General features: G+C 71.9%; 24 protein-coding genes and 1 riboswitch. Of the genes, 19 read left to right on the top strand and 5 right to left on the bottom strand.

Annotation, left to right across the window (positions count from 1 at the left end; all coding sequences use genetic code 11):
- Positions 1–30: 30 nt before the first annotated feature.
- Positions 31–1,413 (top strand): phosphomannomutase/phosphoglucomutase, encoded by a 1,383-nt coding sequence (locus AC3ANR_RS15160; RefSeq protein ID WP_488288938.1) that lies wholly within the window; start codon positions 31–33, stop codon positions 1,411–1,413.
- A gap of 189 nt (positions 1,414–1,602) precedes the next feature.
- On the opposite strand, the gene AC3ANR_RS15155 is transcribed toward AC3ANR_RS15160, so the two are convergent.
- Both AC3ANR_RS15155 and AC3ANR_RS15150 read right to left on the bottom strand, forming a co-directional pair.
- The gene (locus AC3ANR_RS15155) at positions 1,603–2,304 is read right to left on the bottom strand and encodes a hypothetical protein (protein WP_488288937.1); all 702 of its coding nucleotides are present in this window, start codon (positions 2,302–2,304) and stop codon (positions 1,603–1,605) included.
- Positions 2,301–2,888, bottom strand: coding sequence for a hypothetical protein (locus AC3ANR_RS15150; protein WP_488288936.1), 588 nt, complete (start codon positions 2,886–2,888; stop codon positions 2,301–2,303). The genes AC3ANR_RS15155 and AC3ANR_RS15150 overlap by 4 nt, the downstream gene beginning before the upstream one ends.
- 223 nt (positions 2,889–3,111) lie before the next feature.
- On the opposite strand from AC3ANR_RS15150, the gene AC3ANR_RS15145 reads away from it, so the two are divergent.
- The 4 genes from AC3ANR_RS15145 to AC3ANR_RS15130 all read left to right on the top strand — a co-directional run bounded on the left by AC3ANR_RS15145 (position 3,112) and on the right by AC3ANR_RS15130 (position 4,471).
- A complete protein-coding gene (locus AC3ANR_RS15145) occupies positions 3,112–3,360 on the top strand; it encodes a hypothetical protein (RefSeq protein WP_488288935.1) in 249 nt (82 codons plus the stop codon).
- A 193-nt stretch (positions 3,361–3,553) separates the two neighbouring features.
- Positions 3,554–3,859, top strand: a complete 306-nt coding sequence (gene rbp / locus AC3ANR_RS15140) for an RNA-binding regulator (RefSeq protein ID WP_488288934.1) — start codon at positions 3,554–3,556, stop codon at positions 3,857–3,859.
- Between the two features lie 136 nt (positions 3,860–3,995).
- Positions 3,996–4,262: a translation initiation factor IF-1 gene (gene infA / locus AC3ANR_RS15135; protein ID WP_488288933.1), complete on the top strand. Its 267-nt coding sequence runs from the start codon at positions 3,996–3,998 to the stop codon at positions 4,260–4,262.
- Positions 4,263–4,273: 11 nt separating this feature from the next.
- A complete protein-coding gene (locus AC3ANR_RS15130) occupies positions 4,274–4,471 on the top strand; it encodes a hypothetical protein (RefSeq protein WP_488288932.1) in 198 nt (65 codons plus the stop codon).
- 79 nt (positions 4,472–4,550) lie between these two features.
- On the opposite strand, the gene AC3ANR_RS15125 is transcribed toward AC3ANR_RS15130, so the two are convergent.
- Entirely contained in the window at positions 4,551–4,793 is a 243-nt protein-coding gene (locus AC3ANR_RS15125; RefSeq protein WP_488288931.1) for an oxidoreductase-like domain-containing protein, read from the bottom strand.
- Between the two features lie 39 nt (positions 4,794–4,832).
- On the opposite strand from AC3ANR_RS15125, the gene AC3ANR_RS15120 reads away from it, so the two are divergent.
- On the top strand, positions 4,833–5,876 hold the full coding sequence (locus AC3ANR_RS15120; protein ID WP_488288930.1) for an RNA methyltransferase: 1,044 nt from the start codon (positions 4,833–4,835) through the stop codon (positions 5,874–5,876).
- Here the strand turns inward: AC3ANR_RS15120 and AC3ANR_RS15115 are convergent.
- Together AC3ANR_RS15115 and AC3ANR_RS15110 are read right to left on the bottom strand one after the other, a co-directional pair.
- The gene (locus AC3ANR_RS15115) at positions 5,873–6,565 is read right to left on the bottom strand and encodes a hypothetical protein (RefSeq protein WP_488288929.1); all 693 of its coding nucleotides are present in this window, start codon (positions 6,563–6,565) and stop codon (positions 5,873–5,875) included. The genes AC3ANR_RS15120 and AC3ANR_RS15115 overlap by 4 nt on opposite strands.
- A gap of 2 nt (positions 6,566–6,567) precedes the next feature.
- The gene (locus tag AC3ANR_RS15110) at positions 6,568–7,128 is read right to left on the bottom strand and encodes a group I truncated hemoglobin (RefSeq protein ID WP_488288928.1); all 561 of its coding nucleotides are present in this window, start codon (positions 7,126–7,128) and stop codon (positions 6,568–6,570) included.
- Between the two features lie 143 nt (positions 7,129–7,271).
- Positions 7,272–7,367: riboswitch (TPP riboswitch) on the top strand.
- A gap of 63 nt (positions 7,368–7,430) precedes the next feature.
- Between AC3ANR_RS15110 and thiD the strand changes: the two genes are divergently transcribed.
- The 13 genes from thiD to AC3ANR_RS15045 all read left to right on the top strand — a co-directional run bounded on the left by thiD (position 7,431) and on the right by AC3ANR_RS15045 (position 26,385).
- Positions 7,431–8,285, top strand: coding sequence for a bifunctional hydroxymethylpyrimidine kinase/phosphomethylpyrimidine kinase (gene thiD, locus AC3ANR_RS15105; protein ID WP_488288927.1), 855 nt, complete (start codon positions 7,431–7,433; stop codon positions 8,283–8,285).
- The gene (locus AC3ANR_RS15100; RefSeq protein ID WP_488288926.1) at positions 8,282–9,382 is read left to right on the top strand and encodes a LuxE/PaaK family acyltransferase; all 1,101 of its coding nucleotides are present in this window, start codon (positions 8,282–8,284) and stop codon (positions 9,380–9,382) included. Before thiD ends, AC3ANR_RS15100 begins: the two co-directional genes overlap by 4 nt.
- Positions 9,379–10,845: an acyl-CoA reductase gene (locus AC3ANR_RS15095; RefSeq protein ID WP_488288925.1), complete on the top strand. Its 1,467-nt coding sequence runs from the start codon at positions 9,379–9,381 to the stop codon at positions 10,843–10,845. Before AC3ANR_RS15100 ends, AC3ANR_RS15095 begins: the two co-directional genes overlap by 4 nt.
- A complete protein-coding gene (locus AC3ANR_RS15090; RefSeq protein ID WP_488288924.1) occupies positions 10,842–11,579 on the top strand; it encodes an ABC transporter ATP-binding protein in 738 nt (245 codons plus the stop codon). Before AC3ANR_RS15095 ends, AC3ANR_RS15090 begins: the two co-directional genes overlap by 4 nt.
- Entirely contained in the window at positions 11,576–12,328 is a 753-nt protein-coding gene (locus AC3ANR_RS15085) for an ABC transporter permease (RefSeq protein ID WP_488288923.1), read from the top strand. The genes AC3ANR_RS15090 and AC3ANR_RS15085 overlap by 4 nt, the downstream gene beginning before the upstream one ends.
- Before the next feature lie 11 nt (positions 12,329–12,339).
- Entirely contained in the window at positions 12,340–13,326 is a 987-nt protein-coding gene (locus AC3ANR_RS15080) for an ABC transporter substrate-binding protein (RefSeq protein WP_488288922.1), read from the top strand.
- Between the two features lie 8 nt (positions 13,327–13,334).
- Complete coding sequence (locus AC3ANR_RS15075; RefSeq protein WP_488288921.1) at positions 13,335–14,102, top strand: SDR family oxidoreductase; 768 nt, start codon at positions 13,335–13,337, stop codon at positions 14,100–14,102.
- The gene (locus AC3ANR_RS15070) at positions 14,099–15,181 is read left to right on the top strand and encodes a thiamine phosphate synthase (protein WP_488288920.1); all 1,083 of its coding nucleotides are present in this window, start codon (positions 14,099–14,101) and stop codon (positions 15,179–15,181) included. Before AC3ANR_RS15075 ends, AC3ANR_RS15070 begins: the two co-directional genes overlap by 4 nt.
- Positions 15,178–16,203 (top strand): FAD-dependent oxidoreductase, encoded by a 1,026-nt coding sequence (locus AC3ANR_RS15065; RefSeq protein ID WP_488288919.1) that lies wholly within the window; start codon positions 15,178–15,180, stop codon positions 16,201–16,203. The genes AC3ANR_RS15070 and AC3ANR_RS15065 overlap by 4 nt, the downstream gene beginning before the upstream one ends.
- Positions 16,200–16,403, top strand: a complete 204-nt coding sequence (thiS, locus tag AC3ANR_RS15060) for a sulfur carrier protein ThiS (RefSeq protein WP_488288918.1) — start codon at positions 16,200–16,202, stop codon at positions 16,401–16,403. Before AC3ANR_RS15065 ends, thiS begins: the two co-directional genes overlap by 4 nt.
- Before the next feature lies 1 nt (position 16,404).
- On the top strand, positions 16,405–17,181 hold the full coding sequence (locus tag AC3ANR_RS15055; protein WP_488288917.1) for a thiazole synthase: 777 nt from the start codon (positions 16,405–16,407) through the stop codon (positions 17,179–17,181).
- Between the two features lie 332 nt (positions 17,182–17,513).
- Positions 17,514–24,662 carry a HAMP domain-containing protein gene (locus tag AC3ANR_RS15050; protein WP_488288916.1) on the top strand — a complete coding sequence of 2,383 codons (7,149 nt, stop codon included), beginning with the start codon at positions 17,514–17,516 and terminating at the stop codon, positions 24,660–24,662.
- A gap of 1 nt (position 24,663) precedes the next feature.
- Positions 24,664–26,385 carry a response regulator gene (locus AC3ANR_RS15045; protein WP_488288915.1) on the top strand — a complete coding sequence of 574 codons (1,722 nt, stop codon included), beginning with the start codon at positions 24,664–24,666 and terminating at the stop codon, positions 26,383–26,385.
- Positions 26,386–26,397: the final 12 nt, after the last annotated feature.

Raw genomic sequence — 26,397 nt, 5'->3', positions numbered from 1 at the left:
TGAGCCGCACTCATTCGGAAAGGGCAGCGCGTGCGGCCATCGCCCGGCATCTTCAAGGCTTACGACCTCCGCGGGAGCGTGCCCGCGAGCCTGGACGAGGGCGTGGCCGAGGCGCTCGGGCGCGCCTTCGCCGCCCGCGCGCTGGCGCAAGGCGAGCGCACGGTCGCCGTGGGGCGCGACGGCCGCCTGAGCAGCCCGGCGCTGGCGAGCTCCCTGGTGCAGGGGCTGGTGGCGGGCGGCATCGACGTCATCGACGTTGGCATGGTGACCACGCCGATGCTCGCCTTCGCCACCCAGTCGCTCGCGCGCAGCGCCATCCAGGTCACCGCCAGCCACGACGCGCCCGACCGCAACGGCTTCCGGATGGTGCTGGCCGGCCGCGACGTGGTCGGCGACGGAATCCAGCAATTGCGCCGCGCGATCGAGCGGCGCGAGTGGCCCGCCGCGGCGGCGCCGGGGCACGTGCGGCAGCAGGACATCGCGCCGGCCTACCTGCAACGGATCGCGGGCGACATCCGGCTGGCGCGTCCGATGAAGATCGTGCTGGACACGGGCAACGGCGTCGCGGGCGCGTCGTCACCCGCGGTGTTCCGGGCCATCGGCTGCGAGGTCATCGAACTGTTCACCGAGGTCGACGGGCGCTTTCCCAACCACCACCCCGACCCGTCGCAGCCCGAGAACCTGCAGGACCTGGTCGAGTCGGTGCGCGAGCACCATGCGGACCTGGGACTGGCCCTGGACGGCGACGGCGACCGGCTCGGCGTGGTGACGGCCGCCGGCAGCATCGTCTGGCCCGACCGCCAGATGATCCTGTTCGCCTGGGACGTGCTGGGCCGCCATCCGGGCGCGCCCATCGTGTTCGACGTCAAGTGCACGCAGCGCCTGGGCGAGGCCATCGCCGCCGTCGGCGGCCGCCCGGTGATGGAGCGCACCGGCTACGTGCCGATCAAGGACCGCATGCGCGCGCTGCAGGCGCCGCTGGGCGGCGAACTGAGCGGCCACGTGTTCTTCAACGACCGCTGGGGCGGCTTCGACGACGGCACGTATGCGGGCTGCCGCCTGCTCGAGATCCTCTCGCGCCATGGCGATGCGAGCGCCGTGCTGGACACATTGCCCACCAGCTGCTCGACGCCCGAGCTGCACGTGCCCTGCGCCGACGGCGAGGCGCACCGCATCGCGCAGGTGCTGGCCGGGCGCGCGGCCTTTCCCGGCGCGCAGGTGTGCACGCTCGACGGCGTGCGGGTCGACTGGCCGGACGGCTTCGGCGTCGTGCGCGCATCGAACACCGCGCCGGTGCTGACGCTGCGCTTCGAGGGCCACACACCCGAATCGATGCAGCGCATCGAGCGCGACATGATGGACCTGCTGCGCACCGTCAAGCCCGAGGCGGCGATCGCGTCGCCGGCGCGCTGAGGCGGGGCTGTCGTGGCGGCTCGGCCCCGCCGGCCGTCATGGCGGGCTCGACCGGGTGCCGTCATGGCGGGCTCGACCCGCCATCCAGGGGCGACCATCGCCTGGGGACTGGATGCCGGGTCGAGCCCGGCATGACGACCGAAGGACTGCGGGCGTTAGAAGGTCTGATGCCGGGCAGGCCCGGCATGTTCAGAGCGACAGCAGCCGCTGGAAGAACGAGCGGTAACCGCGCAGGGCCATGCGCAGGTTCTCGGTGTTGGCCTGCTCGCCCTGGCCGAGGCCGGCTTCCAGCCGCGCGCGCTGGTCCGCGAAGCTCGAGGCCAGGCTCTTCATCACCTGCGCGACCAGTTCGTCGGCCTGGCGCACGGCCTGGCGCGGATCGTCGACGAAGCCGATCTGCACCTGGTCCCAGTGGTTGCGGAAGTCGGCGGCGACCTGGGGCGGGAACAGGGCCGCGAGCTGCTCGGTCCCTGGCGGGATGCCGGCAGCATTGCCCGCCAATTGCTGGTGCATCGCCGGGTCGTGGTGCACGGCGGGGTCGCGCTGCATCCCGGGGTCACAGCGCAGCGGCTCACGATGCATGGACGGATCGGGCCGCATCGCCGGGTCGCGGTGCATCCCGGCGTCCTGCTGCAATCCAGGATCACGGGGCGGCTCCAGGCCCTGGGCGCGAGGCTCGTCGAGCTGGTCGCGCATGGCGCGGGGCTCGTCCATCGGCTCACGCCGCTGCGGCTGGGCGAAGCGCTCGTGCCGGGGCTGCTGCAGCTGCTGCTGCTGCGGCTCGCGCCCCCCTTCGTGGCGCTCCACCTGCTGGGGCAGCACCGCATCGCGCTGCCCGGTGCCGGCGACGAGGTCGGCGGTGCTCAGTCGGTCGTGGTCTTCTCGGCTCATGATTGGGTCCTCATGCCATGGTGGTGGGTGTGGGGATCGTCCTGCGTGCGCGGGTCCTGGACCTGCAGCAGTTCGGCGAACAGCGCGCGGTAGTGGATGACGGCCTGGCGCATGCCTTCGGTGTCCACCTGGCCGCGGCGCTCGAGCTCGCTCAGCTCGTGGGCGGCGCGGTAGTGCTCGACCACCTGCGGGTGGTGCACCGAGATGTCGGCCGCGCGGCGCTCGAAGTCGCCCACCGGATAACCGCGCTTTTGCATCAGCTCGCGCACCAGCGCGTCGGCCTCGCTCAGCGCGCCCTGCGGGTTGTCGACGAACCGCGCCTGCAGCATCCGCCACTCCTGGGTGAAGCGCTGGGCGTCGGCGGGCGAGAGCGGCACGATGTCGAGCTGCTCGACGCGCTTTTGCCGCGCCAGCAATTCAGCCTCGGCCTTGTCGCGGCTGCCGAATGCATCGACGGTACGGCCGTACTCGGGCCCGAAGCGTTTCTCGAGGTGCTGGGAGCGGCTGCGGCGGCTGAACATCCAGAGCGCGATGGCGATCAGGACGGCAACCAGCAGCGCGAGAAGGAGCGTGTTGGTGTCCATGGACTGTTCTCCCGGGAGTTGGAACACACCCAAGGTAGGGACCCGCGCGGCGCCGCGCTGTCGGGCGCACCCGGGGCGCGGGGCAAGCGCGCACTGATGCGGTGGTAGGACCCGTCCGTCCCGGCGCGTTCAGGGGGGCCGCCGGGCGGTGAGGCCATGCCCCTCGGCCGCGAGCTCGTCGGCACCGTTCCGTCATACTCGGGGATTGCACCGGAGACGGCTGATGAAGTTTTGGGAAGAAGAACTGGCGCTGATGGAATCGGCGGCGATCCGCATCGAGGGGATCGAGGGCGTGGCCGAACGCCGTTTCGACGAGGTGCATGCCCAGGCCGAAGCCAGCGGCGACACCGGCCAGGCGCTGCAGACGCCCGAGTTCCGCGCCTGGATGCAGGCGCGCGCCGACACCGACGCGGCCTGGTCGCGCTGGGCCCAGGTGATGGACGCCAAGCCGCCCGCCACGCCCACCTCTTGACCGGCGCACTCCAGGGTCTTTTCTTTCGCCCGCCGGGACATCGCGCGCCGCAGGGGGCATAATGCGGGATGTGCCGGAACGCCGGCACGCACCTTCTGCGGTGACCGGTCAGCTTCGCGTTTTCGAACACACCATGGGTTTGTGATTGCATCCAGGCTCCATCGCGGTTTCATACCCTTTCAATGGAGTCCTCATGGGCAACAAACTTTACGTGGGCAACCTGCCCTATTCGTTCGGCGACAGCGACATGGAACAGGCGTTCAGCCAGTTCGGCTCGGTCAGCAGCGCCAAGGTCATGATGGACCGCGACAGCGGCCGCTCCAAGGGCTTCGGCTTCGTGGAGATGGGCAGCGATGCCGAGGCCCAGGCGGCCATCCAGGGCATGAACGGCCAGCAGTACGGCGGTCGTGGCCTGGTGGTCAACGAAGCGCGCCCGATGGAGCCGCGCGCTCCGCGCGCCGGCGGTTCCGGCGGTTTCAGCCGCGGGCGCGGCTACTGAAGACGCACCGCGTCTTCACCCACACCGCAGCCCGGGCGCTCATGCGTTCCGGGCTTGCGGTCGTGGCTTGTTTCGGCCCGGCGCCATCCGCGCCGTGGCCACCAGCGCGTGTCCACGGGCATGCGAAAGGAGCCCCATGGCCAAGGAAGAACTGATTGAGATGCGCGGGAAGGTCGCCGAGATCCTGCCCGACTCCCGCTGCCGAGTGATCCTCGACAACGGCCACGAACTCGTGGCCTACACCGGCGGCAAGATGAAGAAGCACCGCATCCGCATCATCGCGGGTGACGACGTGACGCTGGAGATGTCGCCCTACGACCTGAGCAAGGGCCGCATCATGTTCCGGCACCTGCCCGAGCGCCGCGACGGTGGCCCGGCCCGACGTCCGCCGCAACGCCGCTGAACGGTCGTCCCATGAAGGACGACGACATCAAGACGCGCATCCGCCCCGGCGGGCTGCGCTACCAATCCAAGACGCCCGGCAGCGAGTTCGCCGGCGCGTTCGGCGTGACCATGAGCTGCTTCCGCTGCGGCAAGCACATGCCGCGCTCGCGGCTGGAGGCGTTCAACGCCGCCGGCACGCGGCAGTTCCGCTGCAAGGGCGGCTGCTGAGTCTCGCGCGCCCGGCCGCGACGACGTCGTCGCCGGCAGCTGAGGTAACGCGTGCACGCCAGGCCTGCGCCGTCCCCGATCAGCGACCCCCGGAACCGCTGAGACCGCCGCCGGCAGTCGCCAGCAAGGCCTGCGCATCCTCCAGCCACCAGCCCAGCGCGGCATAGAAGCCTTCCCACACGCAGCCATTGCAGCCGCGGCCGCAGCAGGTCGTGGGCTCGGGCGGTGGCGGGCGCAGCTGCAGCGCCCCGGCCTGCAAGGCGGCCAGCGTGCGCTCGATGCGGACGCGCGAGGTCGGCAGGTCGTCGGGGACGAAGCTCATGCGGGCGATTGTCCCAGGCCGCCCGGGTAAGCTCGCGCCGTGCACCAACTCTCCGACCTCCGCGAGCGGCTGCGCGCCCTGGGCGCCAAGCCCGCGCACGAGCAGCGCGTGCTGCGCCTGTGGTCGCAGGCGCAGCCGCAGGACAGCGGCCGCCGCTCGATCGACGACTACCTGCCCCGGAGCCTGCGCGAAGCGCTGCCCGGCCTGCAGGCCGAGCTGGAGCGGCTGGCGTCGGTCGTGTCCGAGCATCCGGCGGCCGACGGCTCGGTCCGCCTGCTGGTCGCGCTGGCGGACGGCCAGACCTGCGAGAGCGTCCTGCTGCCGCGCGAGGGGCTGTGCGTGTCCAGCCAGATCGGCTGCGCCGTGGGCTGCCGCTTCTGCATGACGGGGCGCGAGGGCCTGGTGCGCCAGGTCGGCAGCGCCGAGATCGTGGCGCAGGTGGTGCTCGCGCGCCGGCGCCGCGCGGTGCGCAAGGTGGTGTTCATGGGCATGGGCGAGCCCGCGCACAACCTGGCCAACGTGATGGAGGCCATCGACCTGCTCGGCACGGCCGGCGGCATCGGCCACAAGAGCCTGGTGGTCTCCACGGTCGGCGACGAGCGCGTGTTCGCGCGCCTGCCGCAGGGGCCGGTCAAGCCCGCGCTGGCGCTGTCGCTGCACACCACGCGCGAGGACCTGCGCGCCGAGCTGCTGCCGCGCGCGCCGCGCATCGCGCCGGCCGACCTGGTGGAGGCGGGCGATGCCTATGCGCGCGCGACCGGCTACCCGATGCAGGTGCAGTGGACCCTGCTCGAGGGCGTGAACGACACCGACGAGGAGCTGCAGGGCATCGAGCGCCTGCTGCGCGGCCGCTACGCCGTGCTGAACATGATTCCCTACAACGCCGTGCCCGACCTGCCGTACCGCCGTCCCGCCTGGGAGAAGGCGGCGGCCATCGCGCGCCGGCTGCACCGCGCGGGCGTGCTGACCAAGCTGCGCAACTCGGCCGGGCAGGACGTGGACGGCGGCTGCGGCCAGCTGCGCGCCCGCGGTCGGCAGGGCGCGCCGGTGCCGGTGCGCGTGGTCGCGGCCCAGCCGACCTAGGACGCCGTGGCCGGCCGCGCCGACAGGTACTGCTCGCGCACGGCCAGTCCGGCATGCGGCAGGTTCACCGCCGTCACGCTGGCCAGGTAGTCCGCATAGCGGTATTCGACACGCGCGCTCTGCAGCGCCGAGGCGCGCAGCACGGCGGGTGACGCGTCGCCGAACGCGCGGGTCGGCTCGCCCAGGCTCGTGCGCAAGCGCCGCGTGGCGTCCGCCCAGGCCACGGCCGTGCCGGCGTCGTCGAGACCGCGCCGGTAGACGTCCACGCCCACCAGCCGTCCATGCGGACCGAAGCTGAGCCACATCTCGCTGACCGGAGCACCGGCGATGCCCAGCGCCGCCGCGTCGAAGCCGCGGCAGCGCAGGTACCGCAGCCCGCGCTCCACCGGCTCGCAGGCGACGCCATGGGCGTCGGCCCAGGCGCGGGCCGCGGGTTCGCTGCTCTGGTCGAGCGCCAGTCCAAAGGCCGGCCGGGCCGGCGCCGGCACGGTTCCGCGTTGCCGGGCCAGGCCGCTCTCGCGGACCTGGCCGACCTGCGCCGCCGAAGCCCGGTCGACCGGGCAGGGGACGCCGAGCCGCGCGAGCAGGGTCATCCCGGCGCGGGTGTGCATCCCGCCGATGGCGGCCAGGGCGGCGGCGGCCAGCGCGAAGCCGATCGCCACGTGCTTCGCACGAAGGGCGCGCAGCATGGTCATTGGCAGTTCTGGGCCGTGTTCGGGCCGAGGAACACCGGCGCCTTGGACACGATGTCCGACTTCAGTCCGACCAGGGTCGGCGCGACCTGGGCGATGTAGTTGTCGGGCACCCCGTCCGCCTTGAGCACCGCCGCGGCGTCGGCGATGAACTGGTCGAACACGCAGCCGGGGATGCCGAGGTCGGCGTGCGCGGCCACCATGTCGTCGCAGGTGAGCGTGGCGCCGTCGGCCTGCACCGGGCCGGGATAGCTGAACGGCCCGCCGAACAGGGCCTTGAACTGCAGGTTGAGGCAGGCCTTCAGCCGGCCCACGGAATCGTGGCCCGGCTGGCCCACCACCGCGAAATAGGGCGCGACCTTGGGGTCCGCCAGCAGGCCGGCGACGGCATCGTCGACCACCTTGGAGACCGCCGCGGGCGCGGCTGCGTCGCCGCCTAGTCCCTGCCACACGAAGGCGTTCTGCGGGAACTGCGTGACCGGGGGCTGGCCTCCTCCGCCGCAGGCGGCGAGCAGTCCGGTGAGCACGAGCAAGAGGGGAGCGAGGAAGCGATGCAGCATGGGGCGACTCCTGTTGAGGGTGGTCCGAACGCCGATCGGCTCCGGTGCGCCTCTTACGGGGCCGGCGCGGCATCGGATGCATGTCCGACTGCCGCACGGGGTCGCTTGCCGACGAGCCGGGCGGCGGCGGCCATGTCACAATGGCAACCGCTCCGGGGTGTACGCGCCAGCGTGCTGAGATCCAGACCCGTGAACTTGAACCGGTTCAGACCGGCGTAAGAAGAGCACTCTCGTCCATGGCCGGGCCCGGCCGTGGACGGACCGTCCTTCGGAGCAGTCGTCCAGCTTGCGAAGGAGGTCCCATGCATCCCACGAGCAGCATCGCGCGCACCCTGCAATACCCGCGGGTGTTGTCCATCGCCGGATCCGATTCCGGCGGCGGCGCCGGCGTGCAGGCCGACCTCAAGACGTTCGCGGCGCTGGGCTGCTACGGCATGACCGCGATCACCGCGCTCACCGCCCAGAACACGCTGGGCGTGCGCTCGATCCATGCGGTGCCGCTGCAGATCCTGGCCGACCAGATCGACGCGGTGGTCGAGGACATCGGCGTCGACGCGGTCAAGGTCGGCATGCTGCATTCGGCGCCGACCGTGCAGGCCGTGGCCGCCGCGATCGACCGCCACCAGCTGCGGCAGGTGGTGCTCGATCCCGTGATGGTGGCCACCAGCGGCGCGGCGCTGATCGATCCGCAGGCCGTCGCGACGCTGGTGCGCGATCTGTTCCCGCGCGCGCTGGTCGTCACGCCCAACCTCGACGAGGCCGCCATGCTGGTGGACCGGCCGCTGGCCACCGAAGCCGACATGGAAGCCGCGGCGCGCCGGCTGCTCGCCATGGGCGCGCGCGCCGTCCTGCTCAAGGGCGGCCACCTCGCCGGCGACGCCGTGTCGGACCTGCTCCTGGCGCCGGACGCGCTGCCGCGCTGGTTCCGCGGCCCGCGCATCGCCACCGCCAACACGCACGGCACCGGCTGCACGCTGTCCAGCGCCATCGCCGCCTCGCTGGCGCTGGGGGCCGACCTGCCGACGGCCGTCGAGCGCGCCCGCGCCTACGTGCGCGGCGCGCTCGAGGCGGGCGCGCCGGTGCGCACTGGCGCCGGCAGCGGCCCGCTCAACCACGCCTGGTCGCCGCTGCCGCTGAAGGCGCACCCGCTGCCATGAGCCGGCCCCTGCCCCCCGAGATGCAGCAGCTGGTCGACCGGCTGCTGGCCTTCGTCGCGCAGGACGGCTGCACCGACGCCGAGTTCGACGACCTCGCCGCCGCGCTGTTCGCCTTCCAGTTCGCCCACGACGAGCCGTACCGGCGCTTCTGTCAGCGGCGCGGACTGACGCCGCGGCGCGTGGCCGGCTGGCGCGACGTGCCGCCGGTGCCGATCAGCGCGTTCAAGGACGCCACGCTCAGCTGCCTGCCGCCCGCCGAGTGCGAGCGCGTGTTCATGACCAGCGGCACGACCCGCGGCGACGTCAAGGGCCGCAACCACCATCCGACGATCGCCGTCTGGGACCTGTCGATGCGGCGCCACTTCGCGCAGCGCTTCATGCAGGGCGCGCCGCGCCTGCCGATGGCGACGCTGTTCCCCGACGAGGCGCAGCTGCAGAACTCCTCGCTCGCGCGCTACCTGTCGCTGGCCGTGCGCACCCACGGCACGCCGGACAGCCGGTCGTGGGTGGGCGCCACCACGGGGCTGGACGTCGACGGCGTGTGCGGCTTCCTTGCGCGCGCCGAGCAGGGCGGCGAGCCGGTGGCGGTGCTGGGCGCGACCTTCAGCTTCGTGCACCTGCTCGACGCGATGCAGGCGCGCGGCCTGGCGTTCCGCCTGCCCGCGGGCAGCCGGCTGCTCGACACCGGCGGCTACAAGGGCCAGGCGCGCGAACTGCCGCTGGACGAGTTCTACGACCGCCTGGCCGCCGGCCTCGGCGTGCCGCGCGAACGCTGCATCAACATGTACGGCATGACCGAGCTCAGCTCGCAGTTCTACGACGCGGGCAACGCCGTCGTGCCCTCGGTCAAGCAGGCGCCGCACTGGGTGCGCACCCGCGTGCTGGATCCGCTGACCGGCCGCGAGGTGCCGCCCGGCCGGCGCGGCGTGCTCGCGCACTGCGACCTGGCCAACTTCAACGCCTCCACCGCCATCCTGACCGAGGACGTCGGCGTCGCGGTGGACGGCGGCTTCCTGCTGCTCGGCCGCGCCGAGGGCGCAGAGGCCAAGGGCTGCTCGCTGGCCGTGCAGGAGTTCCTGGAGGCGGCACGGCCATGACGACGCGCTGGCGGGCAGGGCAGGTGCCGGGCGTCGCCGAGCGCGACGTGCGCTGGCACGTGCTGCCCTTCGCGGCGCACGGCGAGGCGGTCGAGATCGAGGTGCCCGCGCTCACGCAGGCGCAGATGCAGGCCGTGGCCGCGCACGTGCGCCGCGCCGCGCGCGAGCAACTGCGCCCCCTGACCGTCACGCAGGTGATCGAGGTGATCGCGCGCGCCACCGCCCGCCTGCTGGATCCGGCCGATCCGCTGCGCCGCGAGGCCGACGCGCTGCTGCCCGTGGTCACCGGGCTCGACCGCGAGATGGTGCGGCTGGCGCTCACCGCCTACCTGCACACCTTCCGGGCGCCGCAGCTGCACCGGTTCGTGGCCGAGGACTTTGCCAACCCCAAGGTGCTCGACGGCTTCCAGCCGGCGGTCAAGGGCGGCGCCGTGCGCGCGTTCGGCCCCGACCTGCTCGTGCACAGCTGGGCCGGCAACGTGCCCGGCCTGCCGATGTGGAGCCTGGTGTGCGGCCTGCTGGTCAAGGCCGGCAACGTCGGCAAGCTGCCCAGCGCCGAGCCGGTGTTCGCGACGCTGCTCGCGCGCGCGCTGGCCGAGGTGCATCCGCCCTGGCGCGATTGCCTGGCCGTGCTGTGGTGGAAGGGCGGCGACCGCGAGGCGGCATCCGCCCTGTACGGCGCCGCCGACACCGTGCTCGCCTATGGCGGCAATGCGGCGCTGCGCGAGGTGCGCGACCAGCTGCCGGTCACCACGCGCTTTCTCGGCTACGGGCACAAGCTGGGCGTGGCGCTGGTCGGCCGGGCGGCGCTCGACATGCAGCGCGGCCCGCAGCTGGCCCGCCTGGCGGCGCTGGACATCGTGCGCTACGAGCAGCAGGGCTGCTATTCGCCGCACGCGGTGTACGTCGAGCGTGGCGGTGCGCTCGACCCGCGCGCGTTCGCGCAGCACCTGGCGGCCGAGCTCGCCAGCCTGGCCCACCGGCATCCGCGCCGTGACCTGCCGCTGGAGGACGCGGCCGCGGTCGCGGCCTGGCGGCAGGCGGCCGAATGGCAGGCCATGCAGGGCCGCGGGGAGTTGCTGGGCGACGAGCGCTCGCCCTGGGCGGTCATGGTGGGCCAGGGGCCGCAGCCGCTCGCGCCGACGCCGGGCCACCGCTGCGTGGCGGTGACCGCCGTCGATTCGCTGGAATCCGTGGTGGCGCAGCTGGCGCCGCACACGGCGTTCCTGCAGACGGCGGCCGTCGCCACCGACGCCGAGTCGCTGTACCGGCTGGCCGACCAGCTCGGCGCGGCAGGCGTGACCCGCATCACGGCCATCGGCGGCATGACGCAGCCCGAGGCGGGCTGGCACCACGACGGCCGCTTCAACCTGGCCGACCTGGTGCGCATGGTCGAGATCGAGCAGGGCGCCGAACGCGCCGCGGACCGCCTCGGCGCGCACTGGCAGGAGGGCGCACCGTGAGCCTGCTGCAGCTGCGCGGCGTGTCGTACGCCTACGGCGGCTTCGCGCCGGTGGTGCAGGGCATCGAGCTGGCCGTCGACGCGGGCGAGATCCACTGCCTGGTCGGCCGCAGCGGCTGCGGCAAGACCACCGTGCTCAAGCTGGCCGCCGGGCTGCTCGCGCCCACGCAGGGCAGCGTCACCTGGCGCGGCGAGGTGCCGGCCGACCGCCGCCATGTCGGCTTCGTGTTCCAGGCCCCCACGCTGCTGGACTGGCTCACGGTGCGCGACAACGTGCTGCTGCCGGTGTCGCTGCAGCGCCGGCCGACGGACGCCGACCGCGAGGCCGCCGACGCGCTGCTGGCGCAACTGGGGCTGGCCGGCCATGCCGACCGCCATCCGCGCCAGCTCTCCGGCGGCCAGCAAAGCCGCGTCGCGCTCGCGCGGGCCCTGCTGCTGCAGCCGCCGCTGCTGCTGCTGGACGAGCCGTTCGCGGCGCTGGATGCCATCACGCGCGAGGAGCTGCAGCGCGACCTGCTGCGCGTGTGCCGCGCGCGCCGCACCGCGGTGCTGTTCGTCACGCACGACATCGGCGAGGCGGTGTTCCTGGGCGACCGGGTGTCGGTGCTGGCGGCCGGCCGGCTGGTGCTGACGCTGCCGGTCGCGGCCGACGCCTCGGTGCGCGACACCGCCGCCTTCGGCGCCGCCTGCGCCCGGGTGCGCGCGGCGCTGGCGCTCGAGGAGGTGCCGGCATGAACCGTCCGCTGCAGGGCCTTATCGTGCTGGCGCTGCTGCTTGCCGCGTGGGAGGGCGCGGCGCGCGCGCTGGGCCTGTCGGCCCTCGTGCTGCCGCCGCCCAGCATGGTCGCGCAGGCGCTCTGGAAAGGGATCGCCTCCGGCTACTTCTGGCCGCACCTGCGCGCCACCGCCGCCGAACTGCTGCTCGGCCTGGGCCTGGGCTGCTCGATCGGTTTCGGCGTCGGCGTGCTGCTGGCCGAACTGCCGGCGCTTCGCGTGCTGGTGATGCCCTATGTCGTCGTCAGCCAGGTGGTGCCCAAGCTGGCGCTGATGCCGCTCTTCATCGTCTGGTTCGGCTTCGGCCTCACCTCCACGGTGGTGATCACGGCGCTGATCTGCTTCTTCCCGCTGATGGAGAACACCATGACCGGCCTGGCGCAGGTGCCGCCGGAGCGGCTGGAACTGTTCCGCCTGCTCGGCGCCACGCGCTCGCAGACGCTGTGGCGGCTCAAGCTCCCCACGGGGCTGCCCGCCGTGCTGGCGGGGTTGCGCATCGCGGTCGTGCTGGCCCTGGTGGGCGCCGTCGTCGGCGAGTTCATCGGCGCCAGCCAAGGCCTGGGCGCCCTGATCATCGCCGCGCAGGGCAGCATGGACACGCCCCTCATGTTCGCCGTGCTGGTGCTGGTCTCGCTGCTCGGCCTGGCCGCCTACCAGCTGGCCCTGCTGCTCGAGCGGCGCCTGCTGCGCCCCTACCGTTTGTCCCACTGAGAGCCACCACGATGCACGATCGCCGTCACTTCCTCCTCGCCGCCGCCGCGGCGCTGCCCGCGTTCGCCGTTGCCCAGCAGCCGGCAGGGCTGGACAAGCTCACCGTCGCCGGCTGGAGCAAGCCGATCACCGAGGTGACGCCGCTGCTGGTGGACGAGGACAAGGGCTTCTACCGCGCGCAGGGGCTGGCACTGGAGTACGTGCCCGGCGCCGGCGGCGGCGACGCCATCCGCAACATCCTCAGCGGCCAGGCCGACGTCGCCTTCACCGATCCCGGCTCGCTGTTCGCCGCCCTCGACAAGGGCGAGAAGCTGCGCGCCATCTATGACATCTATCCGCAGAACGTGTTCAACGTGGTGTCGCTCAAGAAGAGCGGCATCCGCACGCCGGCCGACCTGAAGGGCAAGCGCGTGGGCGTGTACAGCCTGGCGAGCGGCACGCGGCAGAACCTGCAGGTGCTGCTGCACCAGGCCGGCCTGACCGAGGCCGACATCACGCTGGTCGTCACCGGCCTGCTGAACTTCGCGCCGCTGCTGCAGGGACAGGTCGATGCCACCGCGGCCACCGACACCGGCCTGGTGGTGGGCCGCCGGCGCGGCGTGACCGACGTCGACGTGATGGAGGTCGGCCGGTACATCAACGTGTCCAGCGACCTGTTCGTGGTGCGCGAGGACACCTACCAGAAGCGCAAGGACGTGCTGCGCCGGTTCCTGCGCGCCTACCGCGACGCGGCGGCGTGGATGCAGGCGCAGCCGGCCGAGGCGGCGGCGCTGGCCGGCCGGCGCGCCATCGACGGCAGCGACGCGCAGGCGAGCCTGGAGGTGATCAAGTTGCGCAACGCCTCCAGCGTCTCCGACTTCACGCGCCGGCACGGCCCCGGGGCCATGGACACGGCGTCGCTGCAGAAGGCGGCCGACGTGTACCGCCAGCTCGGGCTGGTGCAGCAGCGCATCGACATGGCGCAGGTGGTCGCGGCCGACCTGCTGCCCGGCAAGTGAGCATGCCCATGGACTTGCAGGGCCAGGTGGTGCTGGTGACGGGCGCCTCGCGCGGCATCGGCGCGGCCATCGCCAGGGCCTTCGCTGCGCAGGGCGCGGCGGTGGCCGTCAACTACCTGCGCAATGCGCAAGCCGCCGAGGAGGTGGTGCGCGACTGCCGGGCCGCGGGCGGCGACGCCGTGGCGCTGCAGGCCGACGTGACGCAGCCCGGCGAGGCCGCGGCGCTGGTGCAGCGCACGGTGGACGAGCTGGGCCGCCTGGACGTGCTGGTGAACAACGCGTTCGCGCCCTACAGCTTCGACCCCGAGAGGCGCGTGCCGTTCGCCGGCCTGGGCTGGCCGGACTACCTGCGCCAGTTCGAGGGCTCCGTGGGCGCGGCGTTCCATGTCTGCCAGGCCGCGCTGCCGCACCTGCGCGCGCACGCCCGCGGCGCGATCGTCAACCTCGTGAGCGACCTGGTGGAGGACCCGGTGGTGCCGTACCACGACTACGGCACGGCCAAATCGGCGCTGGTGGGCTTCAGCCGCCACCTCGCCGCGGAACTGGGGCCGCAGGGCGTGCGCGTCAATTGCGTCGCCCCGGGGCTGGTGCATCCGACCGCGGGCAGCGCGGCCACCCGGGCGGCGTTCCGCGAGTCGATCATGGCCGCCACGCCGCTGCGCCGGCTGGCGCGGCCCGAGGACGTGGCGGGCCCGGTGGTGTTCCTGGCCTCGCCGGCCAGTGGGTTCGTCACCGGGCAGGTGCTGCTGGTGGACGGCGGGAGAGTGATGCGATGACGGCCGATGCGATGTCGACGTCCACGGACGCCGTGCTCCTCGCGCCGCGCCACGGCGAGGTCGAACTGCTATCCCGTGGCGAGGCCGCGCAGCGCGCCGGCCTGCCCGCGCAGGCGGCCGCGCCCGCGCTGGGTCGCGCGCTGCGCGCGGCCGGCGCGCACGCCGCGATCGTGGCCGGCGCCGATGGTGCGCTGTGGCTGGACACGCCGCAGGCGGCCGGCCACGTGCGCGCGGCATCGCGGCCCGCGCCGGCGGCGCTGGCGCCACGCTGGCGCGAATTCCAGCAGCGCGGCTTCGTCGCCGCCGATGCCGCGCTGCTGGCGCTGGCGGCCGATGGCCAGTCGCTGCCCGGCTTCGGCTGGGACGAGCAGCCCGTCGTCGCCGTCCCGGCGCGGCAGCCCGCCGCGGGCCTGTACGCGATCGTCGACAGCGTCGCGCGCCTGCGCCAGGTGCTCGACGCGGGCGTCACGCTCACCCAGCTGCGCATCAAGCAGCCCGCCGACGCCGACGAGCATTGGTTCGCGACCCTGCGCGCGTCGCTGCGCGGAGGCATCGCCGCCGCGCGCGACGCCGGCGCCACCCTCTACATCAACGACCACTGGCGCCTGGCCGGCGAGCTGGGCGCCGACGCGGTGCACCTGGGCCAGGAAGACCTGGGCCGCCTGGGCGAGCAAGGCTTCGCGGAGCTCGCCGCCACGCGCATGGCGCTGGGCGTGAGTTCGCACGCGGTGTGGGAGCTGTGCCGGGCCCGCTCGCTCGCGCCCGCCTACATCGCCTGTGGCCCCGTGTGGCCGACCACCACCAAGGACATGCCGTGGCGACCGCAGGGCCTGGACAACCTCGCCTGGTGGGGCGCGCAGGCGCAGCAGCCGGTGGTGGCGATCGGCGGCATCCTCGCGCCGGACCAGGTGCGCCAGGCCACGGCCGCGGGCGCCAGCGCCGTCTGCCTGGTGCGCGGCCTGGGCGACGATCCGCGCCGGACGGTGCCGGCGTTCCAGGCGGCGTTCGACGAAGGCCGGGCCCGCTTCGACCCGGCTTCCGCTCCGCGCTGGCCGCATCCTTCGCTGGAGCCCGCATGACGCAGCCGCTTCGCATCGGCATCGCGGGGGCCGGCCTGCTGGGGCGCCTGCTCGCGTTCGAGCTCGGCCGGGCCGGCCACGACGTGCACGTGTTCGATCCGGCGCCGGGCCCGCTCGCGCGCGGCGCCGCCGGCTGGACGGCCGCGGGCATGCTCAGCCCCGTGGCCGAACTCGAGACCGCCGACGAGCGCGTGTTCCAGTGGGGACTGCGTTCGGTCGAACGCTGGCCGCAGATCCTGCGCGAGCTGCCGCAGCCGGTGGACTTCCGGCGCGACGGCAGCCTGCTGGTCGCGCACCGCGAGGACCAGGGCGCCGCGCGCCGGCTGCTGGACCTGCTGGCGCGCAAGGCGCCGGCAGAGCACCAGGCGCAGCCGCTCACCGCCGAGGCGCTGGCGCAACTCGAGCCGGCCCTGCGGCCGGGCCCGCAGGCCTGGCTGCTGGCGGGCGAGGGCCGCATCCACACCGTGCAGGCGATGGAGGCGCTGGCGGCCGGCGCGGCGCGCACCACCTGGCACTGGTCGACGCCGGTGCAGGCCGTCGAGCCGCACCAGCTGCAGCTGGCGGGCGAGGCCCGCTCGTTCGACTGGGTGTTCGACGTGCGCGGCGTTGGCGCGCGGCCGCAGCTGCCGGTGCGCGGCGTGCGCGGCGAGATCTTCTGGCTGCAGGCGCCGGGGGTGGACCTGCGCCGGCCGGTGCGCCTCCTGCATGCGCGCCACCGCGTTTACCTGGTGCCGCGCGCGCCCGACCTGGTGGTCGTGGGCGCGAGCGAGATCGAGAGCGAGGACCGCTCGCCGGTCTCGCTGCGCACGACGGTGGAACTGCTGGCCGCCGCGCACAGCGTGGTGCCCGCGCTGGCCGAAGCGCGCATCGTGCACACCGAAACCAACCTGCGGCCGGCGCTGCCCGACAACCAGCCGCTGCTCGACACCCGCCCGGGCCTGACGCGCATCAACGGCCTGTTCCGCCACGGCTGGCTGATCGCGCCGGGCCTGGTCGACACCGCCCTGGAGGCCCTCGCATGATGACCATCCGACTCAACCAGGAGACCGTGCGCCTGGCCGACGGGGCGACGCTCGCCGCCCTCGTCGCGTCGCTCGACAAGGCGCCCGCGTCCCTGGCCACCGCCGTCAACGGCGACTTCGTGCCCCGCGAGCAGCGCGACGCGTGCGTGCTGCGCGAGGGCGACCAGGTGATGACCTTCGAACCCATCACGGGAGGCTGACATGTCCTTTCGCATCGGCGGCGTCGAGCTCGACAGCCGCTTCTTCCTCGGCACCGCCAGCTATCCCTCGCCGGACGTGCTGCGCGAGGCCGTGCGCGCCTCCGGCACGCAGGTGATCACCGTCGGCCTGCGCCGCCAGCTCTCGGGCGGCGGCGAGTCCGGCGAGTTCTACCGCTACCTGCGCGAGACCGGCGCCCACCTGCTGCCCAACACCGCCGGCTGCACCACCGCGCGCGAGGCCGTGACGCTGGCCAGGATGGCGCGCGAGATGTTCGGCACGCACTGGATCAAGCTGGAGGTCGTGGGCGACGAGTACACGCTGCAGCCCGACCCCTTCGAGCTGGTCGTGGCCGCGCGCGAGCTGGCGGCCGACGGCTTCGAGGTGTTCCCCTACTGCACCGACGACCTGGTCACCTGCCAGCGGCTGCTGGACGCCGGCTGCCGCATCCTGATGCCCTGGGGCGCGCCCATCGGTTCGGGCCAGGGCCTGCTGAACCCGACCGCGCTGCGCACGCTGCGCCAGCGGTTGCCGGACGTGCCGCTGGTGGTGGACGCCGGCATCGGCTCGCCGCGCGACGCGGTGCAGGCGATGGAGCTGGGCTACGACGCCGTGCTGGTGAACTCGGCCGTGGCATTGGCGCATGATCCGGTGGCGATGGCGCGCGCGTTCCGGCTGGGCATCGAGGCCGGCCGGCTGGCCTGGGAGGCGGGGATCATGGCCAAGCAGGACATGGCCGTGGCGACGACGCCCGTGACCGGCCGCCCGTTCGTGCTCTGAGCCCATCCGGGCGGCGAGCCGGAATGACGAGGCGGGGCAGCCGATGCGCGCCATTAGCACGAAAACTGCCCAGCCCCGCCAGATGTTTTTCATCTGTCGGATCCGTCCTACGCTGAGCCGGGCGGTTTGGGCGGACACTCCCGTCGCGTTGACCGCCCCACGGAGAAGGGGTGGCAGCGAGCAGGTCGCACCTCCCACCCTCCGCGGACGAGCCGGCAGCCCCAGGTTGCGGCCGGCCCCGCGGTTCGCAGGACCGGACGCCCTCAAGCAGGATCCAAGGCGCGGACGGTCCCCCAGTCCCATCCGCGCCCCAACGACGACTCGGAGCATCCATGGACCAGGCCGTGCAGCCGCAAAAGAAGGGCAAGTCGGGGACCAGCCCCCGATCCCGCGCCACCGTCACCCCCATCCAGACCCGTGAGGCCGCCGAGGCCGCCGAGGCGCAGTCGCGCCAGATCCTGGCCGCGCTGATGGCCTTCGCCGGCGGCGAATTCGGTGTCCGGCTGCCGGTCACCTGGAGCGGCACCGACGGGCGCATCGCCGAGGCGTTCAACCACTGCGTCGGCAACGCCGAGCGCATCACCAGCGAAGCGGCGCGGCTGTCCAACACGGTCGGCAAGGAAGGCCGCCTCTCGCAACGCATCGCCATGCCGGGCGCCGTCGGCAGCTGGGCCGACCAGGTCAACTCGCTCAACACGCTGATCGACGACCTGGTGCGGCCCACCACGGACATCGCCCGCACCATCGGCGCGGTGGCCAAGGGCGACCTGGGCCAGTCGATGGACCTGCAGGTGGACGGGCGCCCGCTCAAGGGCGAATTCCTGCGCTCGGCCAAGCTGGTCAACACCATGATCGAGCAGCTGTCCGTGTTCACCAGCGAGGTGACGCGGGTGGCGCGCGAGGTGGGCACCGAGGGCAAGCTCGGCGGCCAGGCGCAGGTCAAGGGCGTGTCGGGCGTGTGGAAGGACCTCACCGATTCGGTCAACCAGATGGCCGGCAACCTCACGGCGCAGGTGCGCAACATCGCCGAGGTGACCATCGCGGTGGCCAACGGCGACCTGTCCAAGAAAATCACGGTGGACGTGCGCGGCGAGATCCTGCAGCTCAAGGAGGCCACCAACACCATGGTGGACCAGCTGCGCTCGTTCGCCTCGGAAGTGACGCGGGTGGCGCGCGAGGTGGGCACCGACGGCCGCCTGGGCGGCCAGGCCGTGGTGCCGGGCGTGGCCGGCACCTGGAAGGACCTGACCGACTCGGTCAACTCCATGGCCAACAACCTCACCTCGCAGGTGCGCAACATCGCGACGGTGACCACTGCCGTGGCGCGCGGCGACCTGTCGCGCAAGATCACGGTGGACGTCAAGGGCGAGATCCTGGAGCTGAAGGAGACCATCAACACGATGGTCGACCAGTTGAACGGCTTCTCCTCCGAGGTGACGCGCGTGGCGCGCGAGGTGGGCACCGAGGGCAAGCTGGGCGGCCAGGCCTTCGTGCCCGGCATCGCCGGCACCTGGAAGGACCTGACCGACTCGGTCAACTCGATGGCCTCCAACCTCACGGGCCAGGTGCGCAACATCGCGGACGTGGCCACGGCCATCGCCCGCGGCGACCTCTCGCGCAAGATCACGGTGGAAGTGAAGGGCGAGATCCTCCAGCTGAAGCAGACGATCAACACGATGGTCGACCAGCTGAACGCGTTCGCCGGCGAGGTGTCGCGCGTGGCGCGCGAGGTGGGCACCGAAGGCAAGCTGGGCGGCCAGGCGGCGGTGGAAGGCGTGGCCGGCACCTGGAAGGACCTGACGGACAACGTGAACTTCATGGCGTCCAACCTCACCGGGCAGGTGCGCAACATCGCCGAGGTGACCACCGCGGTGGCCAACGGCGACCTGTCCAAGAAGATCACGGTGGACGTGCGCGGCGAGGTGCTGGAGCTAAAGAACACCATCAACACGATGGTCGACCAGCTGAACGGCTTCGCCTCCGAGGTGACGCGAGTGGCGCGCGAGGTGGGCACGGAAGGCAAGCTGGGCGGCCAGGCGCAGGTGCCCGGCGTGGCCGGCACCTGGAAGGACCTGACCGACTCGGTCAACTTCATGGCGTCGAACCTCACCGGCCAGGTGCGCAACATCGCGGAGGTGACCACCGCCGTGGCGCGCGGCGACCTGTCCAAGAAGATCACGGTGGACGTGCGCGGCGAGATCCTGGAGCTGAAGAACACGATCAACACCATGGTCGACCAGCTCAACGGCTTCGCCGGCGAGGTGTCGCGCGTGGCCCGCGAGGTGGGCTCCGAGGGCAAGCTGGGTGGCCAGGCGCAGGTGCCCGGCGTGGCCGGCACCTGGAAGGACCTGACCGACAACGTCAACTCGATGGCGTCCAACCTCACGGGCCAGGTGCGCAACATCGCGGAAGTGGCCACCGCGGTGGCCAACGGCGACCTGTCCAAGAAGATCACGGTGGACGTCAAGGGCGAGATCCTGGAGTTGAAGAACACGCTCAACACCATGGTCGACCAGTTGAACGGCTTCGCGTCCGAAGTGACGCGGGTGGCGCGCGAGGTGGGCTCCGAGGGCAAGCTGGGCGGCCAGGCGCAGGTGCGCGGCGTCGCCGGCACCTGGAAGGACCTGACCGACAACGTCAACTCGATGGCCAACAACCTGACCGGCCAGGTGCGCAACATCGCCGAGGTGACGACGGCCGTGGCGCGCGGCGACCTCTCGCGCAAGATCACGGTGGAAGTCAAGGGCGAGATCCTGGAGCTGAAGAACACCATCAACGTGATGGTCGATCAGCTCAACGGCTTCGCCTCGGAAGTGACCCGCGTGGCGCGCGAGGTGGGCACGGAAGGCAAGCTGGGCGGCCAGGCGCAGGTGCCCGGCGTGGCCGGCACCTGGAAGGACCTGACGGACAACGTCAACTTCATGGCGTCCAACCTCACGGGCCAGGTGCGCAACATCGCGGACGTGGCCACCGCCATCGCCCGCGGCGACCTCTCGCGCAAGATCACCGTGGAGGTCAAGGGCGAGATCCTGGCGCTGAAGGAAACCATCAACACGATGGTGGACCAGCTGAACGGCTTCGCCTCGGAAGTGACACGGGTGGCGCGCGAGGTGGGCACCGAGGGCCGCCTGGGCGGCCAGGCGCAGGTGCCCGGCGTGGCAGGCACCTGGAAGGACCTGACCGACAACGTCAACTCGATGGCGTCCAACCTGACCAACCAGGTGCGCAACATCGCCGACGTGACGGTCGCGGTGGCCAACGGCGACCTGTCCAAGAAGATCACCGTGGACGTGCGCGGCGAGATCCTGGAGCTCAAGGAAACCATCAACACCATGGTGGACCAGCTGCGCTCGTTCGCCGCCGAGGTGTCGCGCGTGGCGCGCGAGGTGGGCACGGAAGGCAAGCTGGGCGGCCAGGCCGTGGTGCCGGGCGTGGCCGGCACGTGGAAGGACCTGACGGACAACGTCAACTCCATGGCCAACAACCTCACCGGCCAGGTGCGCAACATCGCGGACGTGGCCACCGCCATCGCCCGCGGCGACCTGGGTCGCAAGATCACGGTGGACGTCAAGGGCGAGATCCTGCAGCTGAAGGAAACCATCAACACGATGGTCGACCAGCTGTCGGCGTTCGCCGCCGAAGTGACGCGCGTGGCGCGCGAGGTGGGCACCGAGGGCAAGCTGGGCGGCCAGGCCATGGTGCCGGGCGTCGCGGGCACCTGGAAGGACCTGACCGACAACGTCAACTCGATGGCCTCGAACCTCACGGGCCAGGTGCGCAACATCGCCGAGGTCACCATCGCGGTGGCCAACGGCGACCTGTCCAAGAAGATCACGGTGGACGTGCGCGGCGAGATCCTTCAGCTGAAGGAAACCATCAACACCATGGTGGAGCAGCTGCGTTCGTTCGCGTCGGAAGTGACGCGCGTGGCGCGCGAGGTGGGCACCGAGGGGCGCCTGGGCGTGCAGGCCGTGGTGCCGGGCGTCGCCGGCACCTGGAAGGACCTGACCGACTCGGTCAACACCATGGGCGCCAACCTCACCTCGCAGGTGCGCAACATCGCCGAGGTGACCACGGCCGTGGCGCGAGGCGACCTGAACCGCAAGATCACGGTGGAGGTGAAGGGCGAGATCCTGGAGCTGAAGAACACCATCAACACGATGGTCGATCAGCTCAACGGCTTCGCCGGCGAGGTGACGCGCGTGGCGCGCGAGGTGGGCACCGAGGGCAAGCTGGGCGGCCAGGCCCAGGTGGCCGGCGTGGGCGGCACCTGGAAGGACCTGACCGACAACGTGAACTTCATGGCGTCCAACCTCACCGAGCAGGTGCGCGGCATCGTGAAGGTGGTGACGGCGGTGGCCAACGGCAACCTGTCGCAGCGCCTGACGGTGCAGGCCAAGGGCGAGGTGGCGGCGCTGGCCGACACCATCAACGGCATGACCGACACGCTGGCCACGTTCGCCGACCAGGTGACCAACGTGGCGCGCGAGGTGGGCGTGGAAGGCCGCCTGGGCGGCCAGGCCAACGTGCCCGGCGCGGCCGGCACCTGGAAGGACCTGACCGGCAACGTGAACCTGCTGGCAGCCAACCTGACGACCCAGGTGCGCGCGATCGCCGAGGTGGCCACCGCGGTGACCAAGGGCGACCTGACGCGGTCGATCCAGGTGGATGCGCGCGGCGAGGTGTCCGAGCTGAAGGACAACATCAACACGATGATCTCGAACCTGCGCGAGACCACCGAGCGCAACCGCGAGCAGGACTGGCTCAAGACCAACCTGGCGCGCTTCACCGGCATGCTGCAGGGCCAGCGCGAGCTGTCCACGGTGGGCAAGATGCTGCTGTCCGAGCTGGCGCCGCTGGTCAACGCGCACCAGGGCAGCATCTACCACAACAGCAACAACGACGAAGGCGCCAGCGAGCTGATGCTGCTGTCCAGCTACGCGCAGTCCGGCAGGGTCCGGCTCTCGCGCCAGATCGCGCTGGGCGAGGGGCTGGTGGGCCAGTGCGCGCTGGAGAACCGCCGCATCCTGCTGACCGACGCGCCGTCGGACTTCGTGAGCATCAGCTCCAGCCTGGGCGAGGCGCACCAGGTCAGCGTGGTGGTGCTGCCGGTGCTGTTCGAGAACCAGACCAAGGCGGTGATCGAGCTGGCCTCGCTGCAGCCGTTCAGCCCGGTCAACCTGAACTTCCTCGACCAGCTGGCGCTGGGCATCGGCGCGGTGTTCAACACCATCGAGGCGACCATGCGCACCGAGGGTCTGCTCACGCAGTCGCAGCAGCTGACGGTGGAACTGCAGTCGCGCCAGATCGAGCTGCAGCAGACCAACGAGGAGCTGGGCACCAAGGCCCGCCTGCTGGCGCAGCAGAACGAGGAGGTCGAGCGCAAGAACTCCGAGGTGGAGCAGGCCCGGCGCGCGCTGGAGGAGAAGGCGTCCGAGCTGGCGCTCACCTCCAAGTACAAGTCCGAGTTCCTGGCCAACATGTCGCACGAGCTGCGCACGCCGCTCAACTCGATCCTGATCCTGTCGCAGCAGCTGGCCGAGAACGCGGCGGGCAACCTGACGGCCAAGCAGATCGAGTTCTCGCGCAACATCAACTCCTCGGGCAGCGACCTGCTGAACCTGATCAACGACATCCTGGACCTGTCGAAGATCGAGTCCGGCACGGTGACCGTGGATGTCGAGGAAATCTCCTTCAACTGGCTGCGCGAGAGCATCGACCGCAACTTCCGCCACGTGGCCGAGGCCAAGAGCCTGCCTTTCCACGTGCGGTTCGCGGACGACCTGCCGCGCGCGCTGGACAGCGACCCCAAGCGCCTGCAGCAGATCCTGAAGAACCTGCTGTCCAACGCGGTGAAGTTCACCTCCCACGGCCACGTGGAGGTGCGCGTGGGCCTGGCCACCGGCGGCTGGTCGCCCGAGCACCCGGTGCTCAGCCAGTCGGCCAACGTGGTGGCGTTCGCGGTGGAGGACACCGGCATCGGCGTCGCGCCGGACAAGCAGCGCCTGATCTTCGAGGCCTTCCAGCAGGCCGACGCGGGCACCTCGCGCAAGTACGGCGGCACCGGCCTGGGGCTGGCGATCAGCCGCGAGCTGGCGGTGCTGCTGGGCGGCGAGATCAAGCTGCAGAGCACGCACGGCCGGGGCAGCACCTTCACGCTGTACCTGCCGCTGCACTACTCGGGCCCCGATTCGGCAACCGCCATGCGCAACGCCAAGATGCCGGCCGAGACCGCGGTGCCGGTGCTGGCGCTGCCGGTCGCGCGCGAGGAGCACATCCCCGACGACCGCAACAGCATCGCGCAGGGCGACCCCGTGCTGCTGGTGATCGAGGACGATCCGCACTACGCGCGCGTCCTGCTCGGCCTGGCGCGCGACCGCGGCTTCCGGGGCCTGGTGGCGACCAAGGGCACGGTGGGCCTGTCGCTGGCGCGCCAGTACCGCCCGACGGCGATCTCGCTGGACATCTTCCTGCCCGACATGCTGGGCTGGACGCTGCTCAACCAGCTCAAGCTCGATCCCGAGCTGCGGCACATCCCGGTGCAGATCGTGACGATGGAGGAGGAGCGCCAGCACGGGCTCGCGCACGGCGCCTTCTCGTACCTGGTGAAGGAGCCCACCACCACCAACCTGGAGGCCGCGCTGGACCGGCTGAAGGAATTCACCGTGCCGCGCACCAAGCGCCTGCTGGTGGTGGAGGACAACGAGATCGAGCGCGAAGCGGTGGTCGAGCTGCTCGGCTACGAGGACATCGACATCGTCTCGGCCGGCAGCGGCCAGGCGGCGCTGGAGGCGATGCGCACGCAGGCGTTCGACTGCGTGGTGCTGGACCTGCGGCTGCCGGACATGACGGGCTTCGAGCTGCTCGAGCAGGTGCAGGGCGACCCCGCGCTGGCGGCCGTGCCGGTGGTGGTGTTCACGGGCAAGGACCTGAGCCAGGACGAGCAGGCGCGGCTGAACACGATGGCCAAGAGCATCGTGCTCAAGGACGTGCAGTCGCCCGAGCGGCTGCTGGACGAGACCGCGCTGTTCCTGCACCGCGTGGTGACCCAGCTGCCGCCGGAAAAGCAGGCCATGCTGGACCGACTGCACAACTCGTCGGAGGTGCTGCGGGGGCGCAAGGTGCTGGTGGTCGACGACGACGCGCGCAACATCTTCGCGCTGACCTCGGTGCTGGAGAACCACGAGGTGGAGGTGCTCAGCGCCACCAACGGCCGCCATGCCATCGACATCATCAACTCCACCCCCGGCCTGGAGATGGTGCTGATGGACATCATGATGCCGGAGATGGACGGCTACGAGACCATGCGCGAGATCCGCAAGGACCCGCGGTTCCGCATGCTGCCGATCCTGGCGCTGACGGCCAAGGCGATGCGGGGCGACCGCGAGAAGTGCCTCGACGCGGGCGCCAGCGACTACATTTCCAAACCGGTGAACACGGACCAGCTTCTGTCGCTGATGCGCGTGTGGCTGTTCCGCTGACATGACCTCCAACACATCCCCCAACCTGCCCGCGGCCGCCGACGCCATGGATCCGGTCAACATCCTCATCGTCGACGACGAGCCGAAGAACCTGACCGTGCTCGAGTCGGTGCTGGACGACCCCGGCTACCGGCTCGTGCGCGCCACCTCGGGCGAGGACGCGCTGCTGGCGCTCATGGCCGACGAGTTCGCGGTGCTGGTGCTCGACGTGCGCATGCCGGGCATGACCGGCTTCGAGCTGGCGCAGATGGTCAAGGAGCGGCGCAAGACCTCGCGCATCCCGATCATCTTCCTCACCGCCTACTACAACGAGGACCAGCACGTGCTGGAGGGCTACGGCAGCGGCGGCGTGGACTACATGCACAAGCCGGTGAATCCGGCGGTGCTGCGCTCCAAGGTCGCCGTCTTCGCCGAGTTGCACCGGCGCGGCCGCGCGCTGGAGGTGGCCAACCGGCAGCTGCAGGCCGAGGTGGCCGAGCGGCGCCGCGCCGAGGAGCGCCTGAGCGAGCTCAATGCCACGCTGGATCGGCGGGTGACCGAGCGCACGATGGAGCTGCAGGCCAGCGAGGCGCTGCTGCGCGAGGCCGCGCGGCGCAAGGACGAGTTCCTCGCCACGCTGGCGCACGAGTTGCGCAATCCGCTCGCGCCGGTGCGCAATGCGGTCCATGCGCTCAAGCTCAAGGGCGGCAGCAACGCCGACGTGCAGTGGGCCTCGTCGGTGATCGACCGCCAGGTCACGGCCATGAGCCGGCTGATCGACGACCTGATGGACGTGGCGCGCATCGACCAGGGCAAGATCGAGCTGCGGCGCGAGACCATCGACCTGTCCGCCATCGTGGCCGACGCCATCGAGACCAGCCGACCGACGATCGAGGAGTTCGGCCACCACCTGGCGTTCGCGCCCGCGTCGGACACGCTGATCGTCGACGCCGACCGCACGCGGCTGGCGCAGGCCTTCATGAACCTGCTGAACAACGCGGCCAAGTACATGGACGCCGGCGGCCGCATCGACCTGCAGGTGCGCCGCGAGGGTGGGGACGCCGTGGTCAGCATCCGCGACGAGGGCATCGGCATCCCGCCCGACCGGCTGGAGAGCGTGTTCGAGATGTTCTCGCAGGTCGAGTCGGCGCTCTCGCGCTCGCGCGGCGGGCTGGGCATCGGCCTGGCGCTGACGCAGCGCCTGGTGCAGCTGCACGGCGGCAGCGTGCGGGCCAGCAGCCCCGGCCCCGGGCAGGGCAGCACGTTCGAAGTGCGCCTGCCGATCACCGAGGTGCGCCGCCAGCCGGCGCCCGCGCCGGCCCCGGCCGAACCGGCGGCCGCGGCGCTGCGCATCCTGGTCGCCGACGACAACGAGGATGCGGCGACCACGCTGTCGGTGCTGCTGGAGGTCATGGGCCACTCGGTGCGGCACGTGGGCGACGGCGAGGCGGCCATCGCCGTCGCCGACGAGTTCGACCCGCAGCTGGTGCTGCTGGACATCGGCATGCCCAAGCTCAATGGCTACGAGGCGTGCCGCGAGATCCGTGCCCGGCCGGGCGGCGCGGCGCGCGCCATGGTCGCCGTCACGGGCTGGGGCCAGCCGGAGGACATGAACGCTTCCCGGGCCGCCGGCTTCGACCACCACCTGGTCAAGCCGGTCGATCCGGACGCGCTGAATGCCCTCATCAGCAAGGTGAGCGCCGAGCGCGCCACCGCCGGCGGCGAGGCGACGCAGGGCCAGTGATCAGGCCAGCCG

The sequence above is a fragment of the Ramlibacter sp. JJN2-2R genome (assembly GCF_057747835.1).
Note: the sequence above shows the minus strand (reverse complement) of the source record. Positions and strands in the feature narration are given on the sequence as shown.

Coding starts and splice junctions, on each gene's coding strand:
- AC3ANR_RS15155 (WP_488288937.1), bottom strand. CDS start 2,304: ATGAGCCGAGAAGACCACGACCGACTGAGCACCGCCGACCTCGTCGCC.
- AC3ANR_RS15150 (WP_488288936.1), bottom strand. CDS start 2,888: ATGGACACCAACACGCTCCTTCTCGCGCTGCTGGTTGCCGTCCTGATC.
- AC3ANR_RS15145 (WP_488288935.1), top strand. CDS start 3,112: ATGAAGTTTTGGGAAGAAGAACTGGCGCTGATGGAATCGGCGGCGATC.
- rbp (WP_488288934.1), top strand. CDS start 3,554: ATGGGCAACAAACTTTACGTGGGCAACCTGCCCTATTCGTTCGGCGAC.
- infA (WP_488288933.1), top strand. CDS start 3,996: ATGGCCAAGGAAGAACTGATTGAGATGCGCGGGAAGGTCGCCGAGATC.
- AC3ANR_RS15130 (WP_488288932.1), top strand. CDS start 4,274: ATGAAGGACGACGACATCAAGACGCGCATCCGCCCCGGCGGGCTGCGC.
- AC3ANR_RS15125 (WP_488288931.1), bottom strand. CDS start 4,793: ATGAGCTTCGTCCCCGACGACCTGCCGACCTCGCGCGTCCGCATCGAG.
- AC3ANR_RS15115 (WP_488288929.1), bottom strand. CDS start 6,565: ATGCTGCGCGCCCTTCGTGCGAAGCACGTGGCGATCGGCTTCGCGCTG.
- AC3ANR_RS15110 (WP_488288928.1), bottom strand. CDS start 7,128: ATGCTGCATCGCTTCCTCGCTCCCCTCTTGCTCGTGCTCACCGGACTG.
- thiD (WP_488288927.1), top strand. CDS start 7,431: ATGCATCCCACGAGCAGCATCGCGCGCACCCTGCAATACCCGCGGGTG.
- AC3ANR_RS15100 (WP_488288926.1), top strand. CDS start 8,282: ATGAGCCGGCCCCTGCCCCCCGAGATGCAGCAGCTGGTCGACCGGCTG.
- AC3ANR_RS15095 (WP_488288925.1), top strand. CDS start 9,379: ATGACGACGCGCTGGCGGGCAGGGCAGGTGCCGGGCGTCGCCGAGCGC.
- AC3ANR_RS15085 (WP_488288923.1), top strand. CDS start 11,576: ATGAACCGTCCGCTGCAGGGCCTTATCGTGCTGGCGCTGCTGCTTGCC.
- AC3ANR_RS15080 (WP_488288922.1), top strand. CDS start 12,340: ATGCACGATCGCCGTCACTTCCTCCTCGCCGCCGCCGCGGCGCTGCCC.
- AC3ANR_RS15075 (WP_488288921.1), top strand. CDS start 13,335: ATGGACTTGCAGGGCCAGGTGGTGCTGGTGACGGGCGCCTCGCGCGGC.
- AC3ANR_RS15070 (WP_488288920.1), top strand. CDS start 14,099: ATGACGGCCGATGCGATGTCGACGTCCACGGACGCCGTGCTCCTCGCG.
- AC3ANR_RS15065 (WP_488288919.1), top strand. CDS start 15,178: ATGACGCAGCCGCTTCGCATCGGCATCGCGGGGGCCGGCCTGCTGGGG.
- thiS (WP_488288918.1), top strand. CDS start 16,200: ATGATGACCATCCGACTCAACCAGGAGACCGTGCGCCTGGCCGACGGG.
- AC3ANR_RS15055 (WP_488288917.1), top strand. CDS start 16,405: ATGTCCTTTCGCATCGGCGGCGTCGAGCTCGACAGCCGCTTCTTCCTC.
- AC3ANR_RS15050 (WP_488288916.1), top strand. CDS start 17,514: ATGGACCAGGCCGTGCAGCCGCAAAAGAAGGGCAAGTCGGGGACCAGC.
- AC3ANR_RS15045 (WP_488288915.1), top strand. CDS start 24,664: ATGACCTCCAACACATCCCCCAACCTGCCCGCGGCCGCCGACGCCATG.